This window comes from Pseudomonas simiae (assembly GCF_000934565.1).
Classification (GTDB): domain Bacteria; phylum Pseudomonadota; class Gammaproteobacteria; order Pseudomonadales; family Pseudomonadaceae; genus Aquipseudomonas; species Aquipseudomonas simiae.
Genome location: NZ_CP010896.1, coordinates 3,695,116 through 3,716,976, shown reverse-complemented (window position 1 = coordinate 3,716,976; position 21,861 = coordinate 3,695,116). Strand labels below are relative to the sequence as shown.

Annotated in this window: 18 protein-coding genes and 1 pseudogene; 9 read left to right on the top strand and 10 right to left on the bottom strand. The window is 60.5% G+C overall.

Features of this window, described 5'->3' with window-relative positions:
* Positions 1 to 40 precede the first annotated feature (40 nt).
* From PF1751_RS16640 to PF1751_RS16625, 4 genes are read right to left on the bottom strand one after another with little or no spacing between them, the layout of a single operon-like run.
* Positions 41 to 685: a response regulator gene (locus PF1751_RS16640; RefSeq protein ID WP_010209485.1), complete on the bottom strand. Its 645-nt coding sequence runs from the start codon at positions 683 to 685 to the stop codon at positions 41 to 43.
* A gap of 22 nt (positions 686 to 707) precedes the next feature.
* Positions 708 to 3,866, bottom strand: coding sequence for a hybrid sensor histidine kinase/response regulator (locus tag PF1751_RS16635; protein WP_044287376.1), 3,159 nt, complete (start codon positions 3,864 to 3,866; stop codon positions 708 to 710).
* Between the two features lie 51 nt (positions 3,867 to 3,917).
* On the bottom strand, positions 3,918 to 5,105 hold the full coding sequence (gene pvrR, locus PF1751_RS16630; RefSeq protein ID WP_010209487.1) for a response regulator cyclic di-GMP phosphodiesterase PvrR: 1,188 nt from the start codon (positions 5,103 to 5,105) through the stop codon (positions 3,918 to 3,920).
* Entirely contained in the window at positions 5,092 to 7,878 is a 2,787-nt protein-coding gene (locus PF1751_RS16625; RefSeq protein ID WP_044287374.1) for an ATP-binding protein, read from the bottom strand. The genes pvrR and PF1751_RS16625 overlap by 14 nt, the downstream gene beginning before the upstream one ends.
* A gap of 169 nt (positions 7,879 to 8,047) precedes the next feature.
* Between PF1751_RS16625 and PF1751_RS16620 the strand changes: the two genes are divergently transcribed.
* Genes PF1751_RS16620 through PF1751_RS16605 form a run of 4 tightly spaced genes read left to right on the top strand, consistent with a single transcriptional unit; the run spans position 8,048 to position 12,713 of the window.
* A complete protein-coding gene (locus tag PF1751_RS16620) occupies positions 8,048 to 8,521 on the top strand; it encodes a MarR family winged helix-turn-helix transcriptional regulator (RefSeq protein ID WP_010209489.1) in 474 nt (157 codons plus the stop codon).
* A complete protein-coding gene (locus PF1751_RS16615) occupies positions 8,518 to 9,969 on the top strand; it encodes an efflux transporter outer membrane subunit (RefSeq protein WP_010209491.1) in 1,452 nt (483 codons plus the stop codon). Before PF1751_RS16620 ends, PF1751_RS16615 begins: the two co-directional genes overlap by 4 nt.
* A 15-nt stretch (positions 9,970 to 9,984) precedes the next feature.
* The gene (locus PF1751_RS16610) at positions 9,985 to 11,184 is read left to right on the top strand and encodes an HlyD/EmrA/EmrK family protein (RefSeq protein ID WP_010209492.1); all 1,200 of its coding nucleotides are present in this window, start codon (positions 9,985 to 9,987) and stop codon (positions 11,182 to 11,184) included.
* Entirely contained in the window at positions 11,184 to 12,713 is a 1,530-nt protein-coding gene (locus PF1751_RS16605; protein WP_010209494.1) for a DHA2 family efflux MFS transporter permease subunit, read from the top strand. The genes PF1751_RS16610 and PF1751_RS16605 overlap by 1 nt, the downstream gene beginning before the upstream one ends.
* 149 nt (positions 12,714 to 12,862) lie before the next feature.
* Here PF1751_RS16605 and lpxH read toward each other — a convergent pair whose 3' ends face one another.
* Together lpxH and PF1751_RS16595 are read right to left on the bottom strand one after the other, a co-directional pair.
* On the bottom strand, positions 12,863 to 13,612 hold the full coding sequence (gene lpxH, locus PF1751_RS16600) for a UDP-2,3-diacylglucosamine diphosphatase (RefSeq protein WP_044287373.1): 750 nt from the start codon (positions 13,610 to 13,612) through the stop codon (positions 12,863 to 12,865).
* Positions 13,609 to 14,112: a peptidylprolyl isomerase gene (locus PF1751_RS16595; protein WP_010209496.1), complete on the bottom strand. Its 504-nt coding sequence runs from the start codon at positions 14,110 to 14,112 to the stop codon at positions 13,609 to 13,611. Before PF1751_RS16595 ends, lpxH begins: the two co-directional genes overlap by 4 nt.
* 248 nt (positions 14,113 to 14,360) lie before the next feature.
* On the opposite strand from PF1751_RS16595, the gene PF1751_RS16590 reads away from it, so the two are divergent.
* Together PF1751_RS16590 and cysS are read left to right on the top strand one after the other, a co-directional pair.
* Entirely contained in the window at positions 14,361 to 16,061 is a 1,701-nt protein-coding gene (locus tag PF1751_RS16590) for a glutamine--tRNA ligase/YqeY domain fusion protein (RefSeq protein ID WP_044287372.1), read from the top strand.
* A 42-nt stretch (positions 16,062 to 16,103) separates the two neighbouring features.
* Complete coding sequence (gene cysS, locus PF1751_RS16585) at positions 16,104 to 17,492, top strand: cysteine--tRNA ligase (protein ID WP_044287370.1); 1,389 nt, start codon at positions 16,104 to 16,106, stop codon at positions 17,490 to 17,492.
* Between the two features lie 211 nt (positions 17,493 to 17,703).
* On the opposite strand, the pseudogene PF1751_RS29905 reads toward cysS, so the two are convergent.
* The 3 genes and pseudogenes from PF1751_RS29905 to PF1751_RS16575 form a co-directional block, all read right to left on the bottom strand.
* Positions 17,704 to 17,835 (bottom strand): annotated as a pseudogene (locus PF1751_RS29905) (DUF6124 family protein); the annotation flags it as partial.
* A 22-nt stretch (positions 17,836 to 17,857) separates the two neighbouring features.
* Positions 17,858 to 18,556 (bottom strand): Type 1 glutamine amidotransferase-like domain-containing protein, encoded by a 699-nt coding sequence (locus tag PF1751_RS16580; protein WP_044287369.1) that lies wholly within the window; start codon positions 18,554 to 18,556, stop codon positions 17,858 to 17,860.
* A 15-nt stretch (positions 18,557 to 18,571) separates the two neighbouring features.
* A complete protein-coding gene (locus PF1751_RS16575; RefSeq protein ID WP_021492790.1) occupies positions 18,572 to 19,135 on the bottom strand; it encodes a dihydrofolate reductase family protein in 564 nt (187 codons plus the stop codon).
* A gap of 112 nt (positions 19,136 to 19,247) precedes the next feature.
* On the opposite strand from PF1751_RS16575, the gene lepB reads away from it, so the two are divergent.
* Positions 19,248 to 19,916: a signal peptidase I gene (gene lepB, locus PF1751_RS16570; RefSeq protein WP_021492789.1), complete on the top strand. Its 669-nt coding sequence runs from the start codon at positions 19,248 to 19,250 to the stop codon at positions 19,914 to 19,916.
* Between the two features lie 192 nt (positions 19,917 to 20,108).
* Complete coding sequence (locus PF1751_RS16565; RefSeq protein ID WP_010209503.1) at positions 20,109 to 20,891, top strand: SDR family oxidoreductase; 783 nt, start codon at positions 20,109 to 20,111, stop codon at positions 20,889 to 20,891.
* Here PF1751_RS16565 and PF1751_RS16560 read toward each other — a convergent pair.
* Positions 20,888 to 21,217 (bottom strand): winged helix-turn-helix transcriptional regulator, encoded by a 330-nt coding sequence (locus PF1751_RS16560; RefSeq protein WP_010209504.1) that lies wholly within the window; start codon positions 21,215 to 21,217, stop codon positions 20,888 to 20,890. The genes PF1751_RS16565 and PF1751_RS16560 overlap by 4 nt on opposite strands.
* Positions 21,218 to 21,318: 101 nt before the next feature.
* On the opposite strand from PF1751_RS16560, the gene PF1751_RS16555 reads away from it, so the two are divergent.
* Positions 21,319 to 21,777, top strand: a complete 459-nt coding sequence (locus tag PF1751_RS16555; protein WP_010209505.1) for an HIT family protein — start codon at positions 21,319 to 21,321, stop codon at positions 21,775 to 21,777.
* Positions 21,778 to 21,861 lie beyond the last annotated feature (84 nt).

Below are 21,861 nucleotides of genomic sequence, written 5' to 3'. Positions count from 1 at the left end.
AGCGGTGAGTGGGACATCAGACGATCCCTAGAAACCGGTGTTAGTTGAACAAGTTGCGCTCTATGCAATAAGCCAACAAGTCCTGATCGCTGCCGACTTCCAACTTGCGCATGGCCGAGACTTTTTGTGTGCTGATGGTTTTGGCGCTGCGGTTCAAACCTCGCGCAATTTCATTGACACTTTGTCCTGAGATAAACAAACGCAGGATCTCATGTTCCTTTGGGGATAACCGAGTGAAGCGCTCATCGAGATCGGACGATTCCAGTACCGAGGTCGGTTGCGGGCCCTTGCTGCGTACCGGGATGCCCCGGGCGATGGCCTTGAGCACGGCCTGAATCTCATTGTGCAGTTGGTTTTTCTGGATCACGGCCAGCACGCCCACTTCCTGCAAGCGCGTGAGGATCAGCGGATTGGAGATCATCGTCAGCACCAGCACGCGTACCTTGGGGAAATGCCGCACCAGGTATTCCACTAACTTCAGGCCATCGCCGTAGGGCGAGTCCGCCGGCATATTGAAGTCGGTGATCACCAGGTCCACTGCAGTGTTTTCCAGTAGCGTCACCAGTTCGTTGGAGCACACGGCTTCGCCCACCACGCGAAAACGCTTGTCGCGCTCGACCAGCTCCCGTACCCCGACCAGCACGATGGGGTGATCGTCTGCAATGACTACGTTGAGGGTTTCCATGGGTTGATTATCCAGAGTGAAATTATTCAAAGGAGTCGAGCAATGCCGTGAGGCGAGCCAGGTTGCGCCGTACTTCCAGGGCAAGCGTGGGCGTGATGGCCATGCCGGTCAGGCGCAGTTCCAGTTCGACAAAGGCGTTGGCCAAATCAACGAGCTGCACCGCGCCGAGGGCTCCGGCCATGCTGTGCAATTGTTGCGCCGTGCCGCTGGCGTCCTGGTTGTCCAATGCGGCCAGGGTGGTGTGCACATCCTGACGCAGCGTGGTGACAAACAGTTCGCGCATCTTGGGCGACAGCGGCGGCATATCGACGACGGCGGGCACTTCGATCTTGCAGTGTTTTTCCAATTGCGCACGCAAGGTGGCGAGGTTCAGCGGCTTGACCATCCACCCGTTCATGCCAACAGCCGTACAGTGTTCGCCTTCTTCGCGCATGGCATTGGCGGTTATCCCGATAATCGGCAACGTGGCATCTTGTCGGCGCAATGCTTCGGCCAACTGATAGCCGTTCATTACCGGCATATTCACGTCGGTCAGCACCAGGTCGAAGCGTCCGGGCAACCATTGGGTCAGTGCCTGTTCGCCGTCGGAGGTGAGTACCACCGAGCAGCCCAGGGCTTCCAGTTGCTCCTGGATGATGGCCGCGTTGATCACATTGTCCTCGGCCACCAGTACCTGCAGGTTCAGCGGGCGTGCCTGGGTGGGTGGCGCGGGGCGATGGTCGGCCTCGGCACCGTGCTGCGCCAGGTAGACCGCCCAGGCGATGGCGCGAACATCGTTGGCGTCGACCGCCCAATCGCTGCCGTACGGTTGCGCCGGGCTCGGCCCTCCGGCGCTGGCGATGATGCGTGTGCCGGGCCATGCCGGGTCATGGGTGAAATCCACCAGCAGCGCGGCGGCGGGTGTGTCGGCGGCACATACGCGGCTGTCGAGCCCCAGGCGTTTGAGCCAGTCGATCATGCATTGCGTCCGCTCCGCTTCCGGCGCGCGCACGTAGACAGCCGGCGTGTCGGGTCTGAAGACGGGGCAATCGGCCAAGGTGCCGGGCACGGACTCCAGCGCGACTTGCAGGGTAAAGCTGCTGCCCAGGCCGGGTTCGCTGACCACGTTCAGTTGGCCGTGCATCAACTCGCACAGCCATTTGCAGATGGCCAGGCCCAGGCCGGCGCCGGCCTGTCGGGTGGCATCTTCGGCCTGGTAGAACGGGTCGAATAGTTGATGCTGTTGTGCTTGGGCAATGCCCACGCCAGAGTCGCTGACTTGCCACTGCAACTCGACCCGCCCATCGCTGGTTTCCAGGCCCCGCAGGCGCAGCACCACGCGCCCGTTATCGGTGAACTTGATCGCATTGCTCAGCAGGTTATTGAGGATCTGGCGGATACGCAGCGGGTCACCGCGTAACCTGTCCGGCAGGTTCGCGTCGATGCAGGCATACAGCTGCAAGCCCTTGGAGCGGGCGAATGCGCCGTAGGTGCGCACGCAGTCTTCCGTCAGTTCCAGGGGGCAGAAATCCTGGAGTTCGAGGGTCATTTGCCCGGCCTCGATCTTCGACACATCCAATACATCGCTGATCAACTGGAACAAGGTGGTGGAAGAACGCTGGATGGTCTGCAGGTAATCCTGCTGGCGTGGCGCGAGTGACGTCAGGCCAAGCAGCTCCAGGGTGCCCAGCACGCCATACAACGGCGTGCGAATTTCATGGCTCATAGTCGCGAGGAAACGGCTCTTGGCCTGGCTCGCCGAGTCTGCGGCCTGACGCGCTTCTTCCAGGGCGGCAGCGTCTTCGATATGCCGGGTCACGTCATGCACCACGCACAACCACGCGTCCTGGCTCTGATAGCGAGTGGGCACGAACGCCACGTGCAGATGCCGGCCGCGGCTTTCCAGGTCGGCCTGGCCCGGTGCGGTGTGAGGCTGTTGCTTGAGCAAGTCGTACAAGGGGCGAGCGTCTTGCCATTGCAGGGCGTGCTGGTTCTGCAGGAGTACGTGATGATCACTGCGACGGATCACGCACAAACCGATCGGGGCCGTGTCGATGAGTGCACGGCTGAAGGCCTCGCTTTCGGCGATACTGGCATGGGCCTGATGGGCGGGAAGGACCACCCGTACGGTGTACCAACGCGTGAACGCCCGACTGCACCCCAGCATCGCCAGCGCCACGGCCACCAGGCACAGTAATGGCCACATCGCATAGTCGAGAAAACGCTGCACGCTGATCACATAGATCGCCGTCCAGTGTTGCTCGCCCTGGCTGGTCAACTTGAACACCAGGCCATCACGGGTGAAGTTTATGCCCTCGTTCAGCACCTGGCCGGGCTTCGTCGCACCGGTCAGCACTACACCGGCGGGCGTGATCAGGGTGAAGTCGTCGTAGATCGACCATTGCATCAGCCGCTCGATGTTATTGACCTTGGCCAGGTCCAGCAACGAGGCCACCACCACCCAAGTACTGGCGCCGTCGATGGTCAGCGCGGTCGAGGCCAGGTTGATGTCGACATAGCCCAGCAGCACAGGGGCGCCCTTGTCATCGGACGCGGGATGGTAGGGTTCCCAGCGCACGGGATGATCTGGCAATGACGCGTTCTGCAGGTGCAGGCGCTTGTTCACTTGGGTTATCACCTCCACCAGTGCACCGATCTGCACGTGGCCGCCATCGCGCAGTCGGCCGGTGGCGGGCACGCTGATGTCGAAGTTGTCCGGGCCGTTGACCACCACCACTTGCGGGGATTGGTAGTGGGATGCCGCCCAGAAGGCACTGTAGTAGGCGGACAGGTAGGTGCCCAGCGCGAACACTTTGGGGTATTGGTCGACGGCGACCTTTTGCGGGTTGATCTTCAGGCTATAGGGCAGGGAAAACGGCAGCCCGCGGCCTTCATAGATATTGGCGCCTTCTTCAGGCAGGTGTTTTTGCACGTAGGGCGGCAGCATGGCCGAGGGGTTGAACTTACCCGTGCTGCTGCCCCGCGAGATATCGCCGAGGAACGCTTCCTGCTCGCGGATGTTTTCCATCAGCCGGGCGAAGTGGAACTGCAAGGTGTCGCGCTGCTCCTGAACCATGCGCTGCACCCCCAGATAGCTGATGCCCAGCAGCAACAGTACCAAGGCTCCCAGCACCAGCAAGCCTTTGTTCAGGCGCAGCGAACTGCTGGTAAGTTTCTCCAGGAAGGCGTTGGGGTGATGCATGACGCGGTGACCTCGCAAGCTAACGGCGTTCGACCACACCCGGCCGGCGGGTCAATAGGCGCTCGCCGGACCGTCGTGGGTCAGCAATTGCTGGAACTGATCCGCAGACACGGCGTGGGAGATCAGGAATCCTTGGACCTGAGTGCAGTCGATTTTACGCAACAGCGCAAGTTCTTGCGCGGTTTCTACACCTTCAGCCACCACGATCAAACCCAGCTGGCGTCCCAGGCTGACGATGCTGGTGAGCGCCTGGGCCAGTTCCTCGTTGGCGTTGCAGCCTTGCACCAGTGCACGGTCGATTTTCAACTCGGTGAAAGGCGCCGATACCAGGTTCATGTACGAGCTGTAGCCTTTGCCGAAATCATCTTGGGACAAGCCAAAGCCCTTGATGCGCAAGCGACAGGCCCCAGCGTAGAAGTTGCTGATGTCATCCGGTACCGAGCACTCCATCAGCTCGAAACAGATGCGCGCGGGCAAGCCCTGGTGTTCCAGCACGAACGCCTGGATGCGGTCGGGCAGGTCGTGGCTGTTGAGCAGGTGAGTGGGCAAGTTGATCGATACCGGGATGTCGTAGCCTTGTTGGCGCCACGTGGCTTGGGCGGCCATCGCCTGTTTCAGCACGCACCACAACAGGCGTTCCTCCAGGTTGCAGGCAATCAATGCCGGCAGGAACACACCGGGCAATAACAGCCCATGCTCGGGGTGGGCCCAGCGCACCAAGGCTTCGGCCGCGACGATGCGGCCATTGCTCAGGGCCTTCTTGGGCTGGAACCAGGCTTGCAGGTCACCATTGACCAGGGCGTTCATCAGGCTTTGGCAATCAATACCCGGCTGGATCTCTGCCGGTGCGACCTGACGCAGCGCTTGCAACTGATCGGTCAGGCAGCGCAAAGCGGCGGCATTCACCGGCTTGGAGATCAGCCCGATCACCTTCACTTGCAGGTTGCTCGCCACCAGGCTCGCACCCATCAGCATGCGCCGCGACGCGGCGCTCATAATTGCCAGCGCCGGACGTGACGGTTGCGCAGCGAGGCCCTGGATAAATTGCACGCCGTCCATGCCCGGCATCAGCAGGTCGGTGAGCACCAGGTCGAAATCACGTTGTTTCAGGCAGGCCAGTGCTTCTTCACCGTCCCTGGCGCACACCAGGTCGAAATCGCCCAACTCGCTGAACAGGTTCTGCAAATACAGGTGCTGAAAGGGATGGTCTTCGACAATCAAAATGCTACAGGGCTTCATGGGTGGCTCGTTCGTAGGGAGCCAGGACAGTGGACAAGGCTCGCAGCGTAAAGGGTTTGACCAGGCAGTGATTCATGCCGGCCGCCAGGCACAAGGCCTCTTCTCCGCGCAGGGCGTTGGCGGTGGCGCCGATGATCGGGGTGGTACAGCCCAGCCGCCGGAGTGCTTCGGCCAGTTCGTAGCCGTTGAGCCTAGGCATGTTGACGTCGGTGAGGACGACGTCAAAGGTGCCTTCGTGCCAGCGTGCCAAGGCGTCTTCTCCATCACCGGCCAGTTCCACGCTGCACCCGAGTTCCTCAAGCTGGTCGCGCAGGATCAACTGGTTGATGACGTTGTCTTCGGCCACCAGGATGTGCAGGTGCAAGGGGCGCAGGTCGCGCGCTTCGCAGCGCGTCTGGGGTGGCACGACTTGGCCGTTCTGGGCGTGGCGAACCGCTTGTTGGATCGCGTCCAGGTCGTTCAGGTTGACCTGCCAGCCATCGCCGTTGAACTGCGGTTCGTGGGCTCCGTCATTGCTGGCCAGTACCCGTGGCCCCTGCCAGGGCAAGTCGAGGCGGCGTTCCATGAGTTCAAGCAATACACAGTGCCCCGCCAGCTGCGTGCTGGTCGGCAGACCGACCTGCGCGCGCGCGCCCCAGCGGCGCAGCCAGCCGCAGAGACTGTCGGCCAGTTCGCGGATCGGCGACAGCACATACACGATCTCCGGCGCCAGTGCCTGCAAGCTCTGCGGCGCGTTGCCGGAAGGTTGCTCCAGTGGCACGGTCAGTGAAAAGCTGCTGCCCAGTCCCGGCTCGCTGACCATGCGTAGTGTGCCGTTCATCAAGTGGGTCAGGCGCAGACAGATTGGCAGGCCCAGGCCGGTGCCGGCGATCACATGGGAGTTGCCTTCGCTCTGGTAGAACGGTTCAAAGATGAACGCCTGGTCGGCAGGGGCGATGCCTTTGCCGGTGTCGGAAATTTGCCATTGCAGGCACACCCGTTCGCCTTCGCGGCCGAGCTTTTTGACCCGCAGCACCACGCGACCGGAGTCGGTGAACTTGACGGCGTTGCTCAGCAGGTTGTTGAGGATCTGGCGCACGCGGCTGGCGTCGCCGATCAAGCGCCGGGGCAGTTGCGGGTCGAGGCAGGCATACAGCTGCAAGCCTTTGCTGTGTGCCGCTGCCGCATAGCCTTGCACCACTTCCTGTACCAGGGTCGGCACACAGAACTCGCTTAATTCCAGGGCCAGTTGTCCGGCTTCGATTTTCGACACGTCGAGCACGTCGCAGATCAGTTGCAGCAGCGTCGCAGACGATCCTTCGATGGCGTGCAGGTAGCTTTTCTGCTGGGCATCCAGGCGGGTGCGGGCGAGCAGTTCGAGGGTGCCGAGTACGCCGTACAGGGGCGTGCGGATTTCATGGCTCATGGTGGCCAGGAACAGTGTCTTCGCTTCGTTGGCTGCGTCGGCGGACTGGCGTGCCTGTTCCAGCGCCGCTTCGATCTGCGTGCGCGCGCTGATATCGCTGAAGGCGCAGAGCAACACGTCTTCGCCTTTGTAGCGGGTGGGCGCGCAGCTCAGGTACAGATGGCGGCCGTCGGCGGCTTCGAAGTAGTCGGTGAGGGACGGTGCGTCGGGGTCGAACGCCTGACGGATCCAGCCGGGACCGAGTTGTGCGCCACGTTCGCCGAGCCATTGTTGGGCAAGGGTGTTTTTCAGTACCTCTGCGCCATCGGTGCGACGTAGCACGCACAGCGCTACGGGGGCCGTCTGGATCACGTCGCGGCTGAACAGCTCGCTTTCCACCAGCGCCTGGATGCGGTGGATCGCCGGGGTGATGAAGCGGTGTTCCAAGCGGCGGGTCAGCAGGCACACCAGGCTGATGGTCAGCAGGCAGAACAGCAGGGCGCCGAGCATCTGCGGCCAGAGTGCCCACAGGACCGCGCGCAGGTCGATGGAGTAGGTGAGCTGCCAGTCCGAAGACTTCAGTTGTTTGCGCAGCACAATTTGCTCGGGCAGCCAGCCATCGCCGACAAAGCCGAAGAAGTCCTGCTGGCGCAGGTGCGGCAGATTTTGTCCTGGTGGTGGTCTATGGCTGTTGCTGAATAGCGGCATACCCTGGGTATTGAACATGGTGAAGTCGCCAGCGCTGTGATCACTCAAGGCGTTAGAGACTTCACGGTCGTCCATTTCCAGGCCGAGCCAGCCGGAGTTCAGGTCGCGCTCATCCAGGCGAATGAAGATGTACAGCTGTGAGTGACCGTCCGTGGCATGGGTCAGCCAGAGTTCCTGCAGGGTTTTCTGCTGCTTGAGGGCGTGCAATTGCTCAAGCATGGCCGCGGGAAAATCCGCAGCCACGGGCGTCGCATCGTATAGCCGCAGCACCTGGGCATCCGTGCTGACATACAGCAGGTTGAGCTGCTTGGACTTCAAGAAGGCACGCATGCGTTCGGTCAGCCAGATACTCCATTGCTTGCCCGGGGTGTTTCCCAGCAACAGGCGGATCTCTTCATCGGAGACCGGCAGGTCCAGTTTAACATTGCGTGTCGCCGACAGGCTGAGGCTTTCCAGCACGGCTTCACGGGTGGTGAAAAACGTATGCGCCTCGGCAATGGCGCTGCTCATGTAGCTGCGCCGCTGGGAGATCTCATTGTTGAAGGTGAATAGCAGGAAGCTGTACACACCGCCCAAGATGCCCACCAACAGTACCAACGCAAAAATGCGCAACAGGCGACGCGCGGCATTGGGCGTGGATAGTACGGGGCTGATCTGGTGCAGGTAGCTCTTTAATCTCATCCCGGCACTCTAGGGGTGGCCGAGCGCAGGAAAAATCAGACGATCCTTAGAACACCGCCACTCATCCGCCAGATACCAAGCAAGCTAATAATTCCATTTGACATTCGCTGCCTAAGCAGTAACATCTTGTCATACATTCACTGCCTAGGCAGTAATAAGGTGACTTCCGATGCCCCACTTCACCCCTGACAGCTTTCGCAACTGCCACCTCGGCCTTCTCCTGGGCCGGGCGGCGCTGCTCAAGGACCGCATTATCGACACCCATATGGAGCCGCACGGCGTGACAGCCGCGCAGTTCAAGGTGTTGATCATCATCGCCCAGTTCGACGTGGATACCCCGGCGGAGCTGTGCCGCAACCTGTCCCTGGACAGCGGTTCCATGACCCGCATGCTCGACCGCCTGGAGCAGAAAGGCTTGCTCGCGCGCCAGCGTTCCGAGCAGGACCGGCGCCAGGTGCGGTTGGTGCTTACGGAAGACGGCAAGCGCCTGGCGGACATGCTGCCGTACATCGGCGCCCAGTCGATGAACGAATTGGCGGGTGCCCTGGAGCCCGGCGAGTTGCAGACCCTGGAGCGCATCCTCAAGAAAATTCTGGTAGCTGCCGGTGACGCCATCGTCATCCAGCGGGTAGGTAATCAATGAACACACGCGCCTTATGCCTGGTGCTCGTGGCCATGAGCATGGCCGGTTGCGCCAACTACAGCGGCCTCGACACCCAAGGCAAACGCCTCGACGCCAGCACCTTGCAAGCCGGTAAGTCCCTCAGCGGCATGACCTTGTCGAGCGCCGCCTGGCCCACCGCTGACTGGTGGAAAAGCCTCGGCGACCCACAGCTGGACGGCCTGATCCAGGAAGCCCTGCAGAACAGCCCCGACATGCAAGTCGCCAGCGCCCGTGCCCATCAGGCCGAAGCGGCCGCTTACGCCGCCAATGCCGAGCGCATGCCGACTCTCGACGCTAGCGCGGGCGTGAGCCGCTCACGCCTGGCCAAGGATCAGGACCCGCGGGGGCAGGGCGATGCCTACTCGACCGTGCGCAACATCGGCGCCAGCTTCAACTACAACTTCGACCTCTGGGGTGGCCAGCGCGCTGCCTGGGAAGCCGCGTTGGGCGAGGCGCGCGCCGCCCAGGTCGATCAGCAGGCGGCGCGCCTGACCTTGGCCGCCAACGTCGCCAAGGCTTACAGCGACCTGGGCCAAGCGCACATCGTGCGCGACCTGGCCAACGACGACCTCAAGCGCACCCGGCAGATGCTTGACCTGAGCAAACGCCGCCTGGACTCGGGCATCGACAGCCACTACCAGTACCAACAGACCGAAAGCCTGGAAGCCAGCTCCCAGTCGCAACTGATTGATGCGGAAAAACAACTGCAGAGCGCGAAAATCGCCCTGGCGGTGCTGCTCGGCAAAGGCCCGGACCGTGGCAATGAGCTGGCCCGTCCCCACGTGCTGAAACCCAGCGCGGTCGCCGTGCCTTCAGTGCTGCCGGCTGAACTGCTGGGTCGTCGCCCGGACTTGATTGCTGCGCGCTGGCGTGTCGAGGCGGCGGGCAAAAGCATTGATGCGAGCAAGACCCGCTTCTACCCCAACCTCAACCTGAGCGCGAGCGCCGGGGCCGAGTCGTTGCTGGGTGACGCGATGTTTGGTTCGGCCAGCCGCTTCTTCAATATCGCACCAACAATTTCGCTGCCGATCTTCGACGGCGGCCGCCTGCGCGCCGACCTGGATGCGCGCGACGCCGACTATGACCTGGCCGTGGCGCAGTACAACAAGACCCTGGTGCAAGCCCTGGGCGATATCGGCAACACCCTTTCACAACTGCGCGACACCGGCCGGCAGATCCAGGCCCAGCAACATGCCGCTGACATTGCCCAGCAGTCCTACGACACCGGCGTGCAGCGTTATAGCGCCGGGATCGGTAACTACCTGGACGTGCTCAGCATCGAGCAGCAATTGCTGCAGGCCCAGCGCCAGCTGGCGACCCTGAATGCCGCGCAGATCGATCTGTCGATTCAACTGATGCAGGCCCTGGGCGGTGGCTACAGCGCCGACAACGTGGCAGCGACCACCCCAGCCACACGCACGGAATAATTTGAGGTATTTGTCATGGCCACTGCTGAAAACACCAACGCAACCGAACAACCTAAAGACAACAACCCACGCAAACGCAAAGTGATGCTGATCGGCCTGGCGCTGATCGTCGTCCTGGCGGTGGTGGGCGTGTGGGGCTGGTATGAGCTCTACGGCCGCTTCAACGAAAGCACCGACGACGCCTACGTGAACGGCAACGTGGTGGAAATCACCCCGCTGGTCACCGGCACCGTGGTCAGCATTGGCGCCGACGATGGCGACCTGGTCCATGAGGGTCAGGTGCTGGTCAACTTTGACCCGAACGATGCCGCCGTCGGCCTGCAAAGTGCCCAGGCCAACCTGGCGCGCACCGTGCGCCAGGTGCGTGGCTTGTACAGCAACGTCGACGGCATGAAAGCTCAGGTCAATGCGCAGAAAGCCGACGTGCAAACCGCCCAGGACAACTTCAACCGACGTAAAGCCCTGGCCCAGGGCGGGGCGATTTCCCAGGAAGAACTGTCCCACGCCCGTGACAGCCTGACGGCGGCGAAAAACGCACTGACCAACCTTGAGCAGCAACTCAAAACCACTAATGCCTTGGTGGATGACACCGTGATCTCGTCCCACCCCGACGTGCAAGCCGCCGCCGCACAATTGCGTCAGGCCTACCTGACCAATGCGCGCAGCACCCTGATCGCACCGGTCACCGGCTATGTGGCCAAGCGCACCGTGCAACTGGGCCAACGCGTGCAACCGGGCACCGCATTGATGGCGGTGATCCCGCTGAATCAGCTGTGGATCGATGCCAACTTCAAGGAAACGCAACTGCGCGACATGCGTATCGGGCAGCCGGTGGACATTGAGTCGGACATCTACGGCAGCGACGTGAAATTCAGCGGCACCATCGACAGCCTGGGCGCCGGTACCGGTAGCGCGTTTGCCCTGCTGCCGGCGCAGAACGCCACGGGTAACTGGATCAAGATTGTGCAACGGGTGCCGGTGCGTATCCATATCAACGCCGATGAGCTGGCCAAGCATCCGTTGCGCGTGGGCTTGAGCACCCTGGTCAATGTCGACCTGCACGACCAGAGCGGCCCGGTACTGGCGCAACAGGCGCCGCAGAAAGCCTCGTTCACCACCAACGTGTATGACCGCCAACTCGCTGAAGCTGACGCCATGATCAACCAGTTGATCCATGACAACAGCCTCGCCGCGCCTAAGGCTGTGCAACGCTGATGAGCAATAACGCCTCCTTCACGCCACCCAGCCTGTTGATGGCCACCATTGGCCTGTCGCTGGCGACCTTCATGCAGGTGCTCGACACCACCATCGCCAACGTGGCGTTGCCGACCATTTCCGGCAACCTCGGCGTGAGTTCGGAGCAGGGCACTTGGGTGATCACTTCGTTTGCGGTGAGCAACGCGATTGCCTTGCCGCTGACCGGCTGGTTGAGCCGCCGCTTTGGCGAGGTGAAGCTGTTCTTGTGGGCGACCCTGCTGTTTGTGTTGGCGTCGTTTCTCTGTGGTATTTCTACGTCGATGCCCGAACTGATCGCCTTCCGGGTCATACAAGGCCTGGTGGCCGGGCCGTTGTACCCGATGACCCAGACCCTGCTGATCGCGGTCTACCCGCCGGCGAGGCGCGGCATGGCCCTGGCGTTATTGGCGATGGTCACGGTGGTGGCGCCCATTGCAGGGCCGATCCTCGGCGGTTGGATCACCGACAGCTACAGCTGGCCGTGGATCTTCTTCATTAACGTCCCCATCGGCATCTTTGCTGTGATGGTGGTGCGTTCACAGTTGAAGAAGCGTCCGGTCGAAACCAGTTACCAGCCGATGGACTACGTTGGCTTGCTGAGCCTGATTGTCGGTGTCGGCGCCTTGCAGATCATCCTCGACAAGGGCAATGACCTGGATTGGTTCGAATCCAACTTCATCATCATTGGCGCGGCGATTTCGGTGATTGCGCTGGCGGTATTCGTCATCTGGGAAATGACCGACAAACACCCGGTGGTGAATCTGCGGCTGTTTGCCTACCGTAATTTCCGTATCGGCACCATTGTGTTGATTCTGGGCTACGCGGGTTTCTTCGGTATCAACCTGATCCTGCCGCAATGGCTGCAGACCCAGATGGGCTACACCGCCACCTGGGCGGGGCTGGCGGTAGCGCCCATCGGCATCCTGCCGGTCTTGATGTCGCCGTTTGTCGGCAAGTACGCGCACAAGTTCGACCTGCGCCTGCTGGCGGGGCTGGCGTTCCTGGCGATCGGCTTGAGTTGCTTCATGCGCGCAGGCTTCACCAATGAAGTGGACTTCCAGCACATCGCCCTGGTGCAGCTGTTCATGGGTATCGGCGTGGCGCTGTTCTTTATGCCGACCCTGAGCATCTTGATGTCCGACCTGCCGCCGCACCAGATTGCCGACGGCGCTGGCCTGGCAACCTTCCTGCGGACCCTGGGCGGTAGTTTTGCGGCGTCGCTGACCACCTGGATCTGGATTCGCCGTGCAGACCAGCACCATGCGTACATGAGCGAAAACATGACCACCTACGACTCGGCCACCCGCGATGCCCTGCAGGCACTGGGTGGGGCAGGGCAGAAGGCCTACACGCAGCTGGACCAGATTCTCACCAGCCAGGCGTACATGATGTCCACCGTGGACTACTTCACGTTGCTGGGGTGGATGTTCATGGGGTTGATGCTGCTGGTGTGGCTGGCCAAGCCGCCGTTTGGCGCGAAGGCCGGGCCGGAAGCTTCCGGGCACTGATCACAGGATGTAAGCGGTCAAAAATGTGGGAGCGGGCTTGCTCGCGAAGGCAGTGTGCCAGTCAACTCATGTATCGACTGAGTCACCGCCTTCGCGAGCAAGCCCGCTCCCACATTCAGATCTCGATCTACAGGGAGTCAGGGGGGAGGTCATGCGCCAGGCAACGCCAATTGCGGGTTCACAAAATCAAACGCCGCCAACTGAAACCCTTGCTCATCCACCTGCAACGCCCAGCCCTGCTTGTCCCAATCCCCCAGCACAATGCGCTTGGCCGCCTGATCGCCAATCTGCAACTTGTGAATGGCGGGGCGGTGCGTATGGCCGTGGACCAGGGTGCGCACGGCAAACTGCTGCATCACCCGTGGCACTTCCTCGGGGGTAACATCAACGATGTCGTTGGCCTTCATGCGGGTCTGCGCGCGGCTTTCACTGCGCAGCTTGCGTGCCAGTTTATGGCGCGTGCTCAGGGGCAGGTGCTGCAGGATAAACAGCACAATCGGGTTGCGCAGGATGCGTCGCAGCTTCATATAGCCGACGTCGCGGGTGCAGAGGCTGTCGCCATGCATCAACAGCACGGGCTCGCCATGGAGTTGCACGACACTCGGGTCCTTGAGCAAGGTGGCACCTGCTGCTTTGCAGAACGCCTTGCCGATCAGGAAGTCGCGGTTGCCGTGCATGATGAAAATCGGGGTGCCGCTGTCGCTCAGTTCGCGCAGGGCTGCGCAAATCGAGCGCTGAAAGGGCGTCATCCCATCGTCGCCAATCCAGGCTTCAAAGAAGTCCCCCAGAATGTACAACGCCTGGGCGCCACGGGCGCGGGTGTGGAGCAGATCCAGAAACGCCCGGGTGATATCCGGGCGCTCCTCTTCCAGATGCAAATCTGAAATCAGCAATATCACCCAACGATCTCGGCTTTCTCGACGATAACGTCTTCTACCGGAACGTCCTGGTGACCGGCTTTACCGGTGGTCTGCACGCCTTTGATCTTGTCGACGACGTCCTGGCCTTCGGTCACTTTACCGAATACCGCGTAGCCCCAGCCCTGTACGTTCTTGCCGCTGTGGTTGAGGAAGGCGTTGTCGGCGACGTTGATGAAGAACTGCGCGGAGGCCGAATGCGGCTCCATGGTACGGGCCATGGCGACGGTGTACTTGTCGTTGGAAAGGCCGTTGTCCGCTTCGTTCTGGATGCTTGGACGCTTGTCTTTCTTTTCTTTCATGCCAGGCTCGAAACCGCCGCCCTGGATCATGAAGTTGCCGATGACACGGTGGAAAACGGTGTTTTCGTAGTGGCCGGCGTTCACGTACTCGATGAAGTTGGCGACGGTGATCGGCGCTTTCTCGGCGTTCAGCTCGATGACGATGTCACCGTGGTTGGTGGTCAGTTTGACTTGAGTCATGTTCACTACTCTTTTCAGGGAATTCGTGGGTTTGGGTGCCTGGGCACCACGACCGGTATGGCGAAACTGCGGCCAAGGCGCGCAGTTTAGCGTGCCCTGCAGGAATTTCGAGGTGGTTTTTTACCGCCGATGCAATAAATGCAGCAGTTTTCGGCCTCGCTCTGTCAGGTACTTGACAGCATCAGCTATGATATCGCCTTTGTTTTGTCGGCCTAGCCCGGCCACGTACTCGTCTGTTCAAGGATCCTATGAGCAAGCCCACTGTCGACCCTACCTCGAATTCCAAGGCCGGACCTGCCGTCCCGGTCAATTTCCTGCGCCCGATCATCCAGGCGGACCTGGATTCGGGCAAGCACACGCAGATCGTCACCCGCTTCCCGCCAGAGCCCAACGGTTACCTGCACATTGGTCACGCCAAGTCGATCTGTGTGAACTTCGGCCTGGCCCAGGAGTTCGGTGGCGTCACGCACCTGCGTTTCGACGATACCAACCCGGCCAAGGAAGACCAGGAATACATCGACGCCATCGAAAGCGACATCAAGTGGCTGGGCTTCGAATGGTCCGGTGAAGTGCGCTATGCCTCCAAGTATTTCGACCAGTTGTTCGACTGGGCCGTCGAGCTGATCAAGGCCGGCAAGGCCTACGTCGACGACCTGACCCCGGATCAGGCCAAGGAATACCGTGGCACCTTGACCGAGCCGGGCAAGAACAGCCCGTTCCGCGACCGCTCGGTGGAAGAGAACCTGGACTGGTTCGCCCGCATGCGCGCCGGTGAGTTCCCGGACGGCGCCCGCGTACTGCGTGCCAAGATCGACATGGCCTCGCCGAACATGAACCTGCGCGACCCGATCATGTACCGCATCCGCCACGCCCATCACCACCAGACCGGTGACAAGTGGTGCATCTATCCGAACTACGACTTCACCCACGGTCAGTCGGATGCCATCGAAGGCATCACCCACTCCATCTGCACCCTGGAGTTCGAAAGCCACCGTCCGCTGTATGAATGGTTCCTCGACAGCCTGCCGGTACCGGCGCACCCGCGCCAGTACGAGTTCAGCCGCTTGAACCTGAACTACACCATCACCAGCAAGCGCAAGCTCAAGCAACTGGTGGATGAAAAGCACGTACACGGTTGGGATGATCCGCGCATGTCCACGCTGTCGGGTTTCCGTCGCCGTGGCTACACACCTGCTTCGATCCGCAACTTCTGCGACATGGTCGGCACCAACCGTTCCGACGGCGTGGTCGACTTCGGCATGCTCGAATTCAGCATCCGCCAGGACCTCGATGCCAACGCTCCGCGCGCCATGTGCGTGCTGCGTCCGTTGAAGGTGGTGATCACCAACTACCCGGAAGACAAAGTCGACCACCTCGAACTGCCGCGTCATCCGCAGAAAGAAGAGCTCGGCGTGCGCAAGCTGCCGTTCGCCCGCGAAATCTACATCGACCGCGATGACTTCATGGAAGAGCCGCCAAAGGGCTACAAGCGCCTGGAGCCGAACGGCGAAGTGCGCTTGCGCGGCAGCTACGTGATCCGCGCCGACGAAGCGATCAAGGACGCCGATGGCAACATCGTCGAACTGCGTTGCTCCTACGACCCGGACACCCTGGGCAAGAACCCTGAAGGCCGCAAGGTCAAGGGCGTGATCCACTGGGTGCCGGCGGCGGCCAGCATCGAGTGTGAAGTGCGCCTGTACGATCGCCTGTTTCGCTCGCCGAACCCTGAAAAGGCTGAAGACAGCGCCAGCTTCCTCGACAACATCAACCCTGACTCCCTGCAAGTACTGACGGGTTGTCGTGCCGAGCCATCTTTGGCCGACGCACAGCCGGAAGATCGTTTCCAGTTCGAGCGCGAAGGTTACTTCTGCGCGGATATCAAGGACTCGAAACCCGGTCAGCCGGTATTCAACCGTACCGTGACCTTGCGTGATTCGTGGGGCCAGTGATGCAGCCGTGAGCGGCTTTGCATAGAGAGAAAAGGAAGCATCGTGCTAACGATCTACAACACGCTGAGCAAAACCAAAGAAGTCTTCAAGCCGCTGGATGGCAACAAGGTGCGCATGTATGTGTGCGGCATGACCGTGTACGACTATTGCCACATCGGCCACGGCCGCAGCATGGTTGCCTTCGACCTGGTGACCCGCTGGTTGCGGTTCAGCGGCTATGACTTGACCTATGTGCGCAACATCACCGACATCGACGACAAGATCATCAATCGCGCCAACGAAAACGGCGAGTCGTTCGACGCGCTGACCGAGCGCATGATTGCTGCGATGCACGAGGACGAGGCCCGCCTCAACATCCTCAAGCCGGACATGGAACCGCGTGCCACCGATCACATCCCTGGCATGCACGCGATGATCCAGACCCTGATCGACAAGGGTTACGCCTACGCCCCAGGCAACGGCGACGTGTACTACCGCGTCGCCAAGTTCATGGGCTACGGCAAGCTGTCGCGCAAGAAAATCGAAGACCTGCGTATCGGCGCACGCATCGAAGTCGACGAAGCCAAGCAAGACCCGCTCGACTTCGTGCTGTGGAAAGCCACCAAGCCGGGCGAACCGAGCTGGGAATCGCCATGGGGCGCGGGCCGTCCGGGTTGGCACATCGAATGCTCGGTGATGTCCACCTGCTGCCTGGGCGACACCTTCGACATTCATGGCGGTGGCAGCGACCTCGAGTTCCCGCACCACGAAAACGAAATCGCCCAAAGCGAAGCCGCCACCGGCAAGACCTACGCCAACGCCTGGATGCACTGCGGCATGATCCGCATCAATGGCGAGAAGATGTCCAAGTCCTTGAACAACTTCTTCACCATCCGCGACGTGCTGGAAAAGTACCATCCGGAAGTGGTGCGTTATCTGCTGGTGTCCAGCCACTACCGCAGCGCCATTAACTACTCGGAAGACAACCTCAAGGACGCCAAAGGCGCCCTGGAGCGTTTCTACCATGCGTTGAAAAGCCTGCCCGCCGTTGCCCCGGCTGGCGGCGAAGCGTTCGTGGCACGGTTTACCGAAGTCATGAACGACGACTTCGGCACCCCCGAAGCCTGCGCGGTGCTGTTCGAAATGGTGCGCGAGATCAACCGCCTGCGCGAGAGCGATCTTGATGCAGCGGCGGGCCTGGCGGCACGCTTGAAAGAGCTGGCCAGCGTGCTGGGCGTGTTGCAGATGGAAGCCGATGACTTCCTGCAAGCCGGCGCTGAAGGGCGTGTGGATGCGGCGCAAGTGGATGCGTTGATCCAGGCGCGTTTGGCTGCGCGCACCAACAAAGACTGGGCCGAGTCCGACCGTATCCGTGACCAATTGACCGCGATGGGTGTGGTGTTGGAAGACGGCAAGGGTGGGACGACATGGCGGTTGGCTGATCAGGCTTGATCGGTAAACGCTAAATGAAAAACGCCCCGACTGGTTCGGGGCGTTTTTTTGCACACCGTTTAACGGCTCACTCGATCTACTGTGGGCGCTGGCTTGCCTGCGATGACGGACTGTCAGTCACCGGAAATGTTGACTGACCTGCTGCAATCGCAGGCAAGCCAGCTCCCACATTTTTTACCGTGCGCACTTTGCGAACTCTTCGGTTTCAGATTTATGTGTGAGTCGAATGGTCTTTGAGGCTTAGTGTTTTATCCACCATTAGCTGGATCCCCTCCAGCATCCGACACATTCCCAAGGCCACGCTGCGAGGATTGCCGTCGATCTCAAAAGCCAAATGACTGCTGTCGGAAATTTCCTTGCTTCGCTTACTCGCCTGAAGTTTGCAATACCTGTGCTAGGTAGGGGGGCCTTGTACTGACTTTATAGGCGTTACTCGTTGCGTCGTTATAGATCGTCTCGTGGTACTTACCGTCCTTGAAATGCAAAGCGACGCCATCGTCGACCGCGTACGCGGGTTGTATCCCCTCAAGCTGAACAAGCTCGACAAACGAGGTTTCCCTTCCTGCTTCTGAGCTGAAATGCGGACACAGTGCTCCAGGCAGCAATCCCAGGCCCTGAACCAGCGCAAACGCTCCCCCTGAGTCGGAATGCCCATGCTCGAACCAGCAAATGGCGCCTGCACTGACACCGCACAGGACTTTGCCGTTTTCCCAGGCCTTCTTCAGATGGTCCACGACAGCAAATTCGTGCCAGACCGCCAACATGGCGCGGGTATTTCCGCCTGGTACGTAAATGATGTCGGCTTGCTCAAAGAGTGATGAAACATGATTGGCGTTGGGGAAGGGTGAAATAAAAAATGCCAGCGAGGTTACGCGACAGCCAGCGCTTTCATATTTGGCGGTGAAATCGGAAATCTTGATTCGGTCATCGCCATTGGCGGTGGAGATATAGAGCACGCTAGGGTGCGTTTTGCCTGATGACGCGACGATGTGTTTATCGATACGCGTCATGCGGGTCATGTCTTCGGTGGACTCGCCGCCAATGACAATAATGTGTTGAGTCATCCTGAACTCCAGTCCCTATTGCGCGGCGCGAGCGCCTGCCCTCACTTGATATTGGCTCTGAACAAAACCATTGTCCGACACGTAGGTTCCGACGTGGTGCAGCGCATGCTCACTGCCAAGCTGGTTGAACAGTGGAATACCTTGCCCCAGCACAACCGGGATACGCGTAATGATCAGCTCATTGACCAGGCCTGCTTCAAGAAACGTCTGAATCGTCTGGCCGCCGTCGATATAGACGTGCTTCATACCGCGTTCGGCTAACGTTGCCATGAGTGAGGTGACGTCTCCCGCCATGACCTCCAACTTGCCCTCCAGGTGCGCAGGGATCCGCAGAGGGTGATGGGAGAGCGCAATGACCGGCGTACCCTCATAGGGCCACTCGGGAAAAGACAGCACTTTCTCCAGGGTTTTGCGCCCCATCACCAGCGCATCCACCGTGGCGATAAAGCTTTCATAGGTCACGCCGCTCAACTCGCTGGCTTCATACTCGGGTCGATGCAACCAGTCGATATCACCGTCCGGACGGGCAATGAAGCCGTCGACGCTCGCTGCGATGAAGACTGAGCATTTGATATCCATGGCGGAAACTCCTTTTAGTGCGCTTGGACGCTAATGTTAATTTAATCCCCGCGTGCAACAACCGGGCGTCTAAGAAGCAGCCCTGACACCCCTTTCTGCAGTGCGAGGATGTATGCGAAGTTGGTTGATCCGTTACCGTTACGCAATCATTTTCTGGATGTGCTTCGGCGTTTTCCGTACGTCCCTGGCTGACTGGAACCCCATTCCTTCTGGCTCCATGCGCCCGACCTTGCTGGAGGGCGATGTGGTGCTGGTGAACCGGGTGGCGTATGACCTCAAGGTGCCGCTCACGGACATTTCCCTGGCCAGGCTCGATAACCCTCAGCGCGGTGACGTGGTGACGTTCTCGTCGCCCAAGGATGGCATGCGCCTGATCAAGCGCATTGTCGGCATTCCCGGTGACAGCCTGGAAATGAAAGATGAAGTGTTGTGGGTCAACGGCGTGCCTGCTACCTACAGTGATGCGCAAGACATCAGCGAACCGATTGTTCCCGGCCATACGGTGCCGGGGATCAAGCTGAATGAGTGGGTGGCCAACCGTCAGCGCACGGTGCAGTTCATGCCGACGGTGCGCGCGTTGCGTGATTTCGGGCCGGTGGTGGTGCCGGCCGAAAGCTATTTCATGCTGGGGGACAACCGCGATAACAGCGATGACTCGCGGTACATCGGCTTCGTGCCACGTCGGCTTCTGATCGGGCGCGCACATCATGTGCTGGCCTCTGCGGACATCCTGGATCATTGGATGCCACGCCTGAACAGATTTGGTGCAAAGATCCTGTAACGGCGAGCGCATCGATTGCCACCCGATGCATCGCTAGGTGCTGACAAGCCGGCTCCTTCCGTTGGGTGTGTTGCGCAGGCCCCATGAATCCGGACACTTACTTTTGAGTGAGCCCATTACCTTTTCGTGCGTTCTTGTGGCCTGTTCGTCCCGTTCCTATCCTGGGTTTTCTTTTAACCAGGAGTAGGTTCCATGAGCTTTGATCTCGGACTAACAGGCCTTCGCGCGCTGGTCACCGGTGGCACCAAAGGTATCGGTGCGGCCGTGGTTGCCGTGTTGCAGGCGCAGGGCGCCCAGGTGGTTTCGGTCGCGCGTTCGGCGGTGGTTTCGCCACCCGAGGGTGTGCATTTCATCGCCGCCGACCTGGGCACTGCCGCCGGTTGCACCAGCGCTACCCAGGTGGTGAAGGAGCAATTTGGCGGCGTGGATATCATCGTCAATGTACTCGGCGGTTCCAGTGCGCCGGGCGGTGGTTTTGCGGTGCTCGATGATGAGCAATGGGCGAATGCGCTCAACCAGAACCTGATGGCGGCGGTGCGCGTGGATCGGGCGCTGTTGCCGGGCATGGTCGAGCGTGGGGCAGGTGTGATCATTCATGTCACGTCGATCCAGCGGGAGTTGCCGTTGCCGGAATCGACCACGGCGTATGCCGCTGCAAAGGCAGCGTTGGCGACGTACAGCAAGAGCCTGTCGAAAGAAGTGACGCCCAAGGGCGTTCGGGTCGTGCGGGTTTCGCCGGGTTGGGTGGAGACGGATGCGGCGGTCGCGCTGGCAGAGCGTCTGGCGGACGAAGCCGGAACCGATTACGCAGGTGGCAAGCAGATCATCATGCAGGCGCTGGGTGGCATACCTTTGGGTCGGCCTGCAAAGCCTGAGGAAGTGGCTGATTTGATCGCTTTCCTGGTCTCGCCCCGCGCCGCGTCGATCAGCGGCACCGAGTACGTGATCGACGGCGGCACCGTGCCCACGGTCTAGCGTGTCGTTTTGGCGGCCTGCCATTTGAGCAGGCCATCCAGCACCGGGCACAGGCTCTGGCCCCACTCGGTCATGCGGTACTCCACTTTGGGCGGCACCACCGGGTAGACCGTGCGCTGCACCAGACCATCAGCTTCGAGCTGGCGCAGTTGTTGAGCGAGCATCTTCTGTGAGATATCCGGGATCAGCCGTTCAAGGTCGGAATAACGCTGCACCTGGCCGCCGAACAGGTGAAACAGGATGATCAGCTTCCAGCGCCCACCGAGCCAGGCGAGGGTGGTTTCGACATCGGCTGCGGCGGTGGCGGGGGTGTAGGTTTTGCTCATCGCATACGTCCTTGGGGCATTTCGGAAAATGCGCATTTATTTTGACGCCCGCCTGATCCTGGCTTTAGATGGTCGCCACGACCCAACTGGCGGTGATTCAAATGGAATGTATTTTCTGCAGCATCGTTAAAAAGACGTCCCCGGCGCACATCCTGTGGGAAGACGACCAGCATATGGCATTTTTGTCGATCTTCCCCAATACGCCGGGTTTCAGCGTAGTGATCCCCAAGCAGCATTACGGCAGCTATGCGTTTGCACAGTCGGATGAAGTGTTGGCCGGGCTCGCGATAGCGGCGAAGAAGACCGCGTTGCAGATCGACCGGGCGTTTCCGGATGTGGCGCGCACCGGGATGATGCTGGAAGGGTATGGGGTGGACCACCTGCATGCGAAGTTGTTTCCCATGCACGGGACGGGGTGTGACAGTACCTTCAAGCCGATCAGCTCCAAGGTGGAGAAGTTCTTCGAGGCGTACGAGGGCTATATCTCGTCCCACGATTATGTGCGGGCGGATGATGCTGAACTGGCGGAATTGGCAGCGCACATCAGGTCTTATGTCTGATACACAACCCAATGTGGGAGCGGGCTTGCTCGCGAAAGCGGAGTATCAGTCACTGTATGTGTTTCTGACACACCGCTTTCGCGA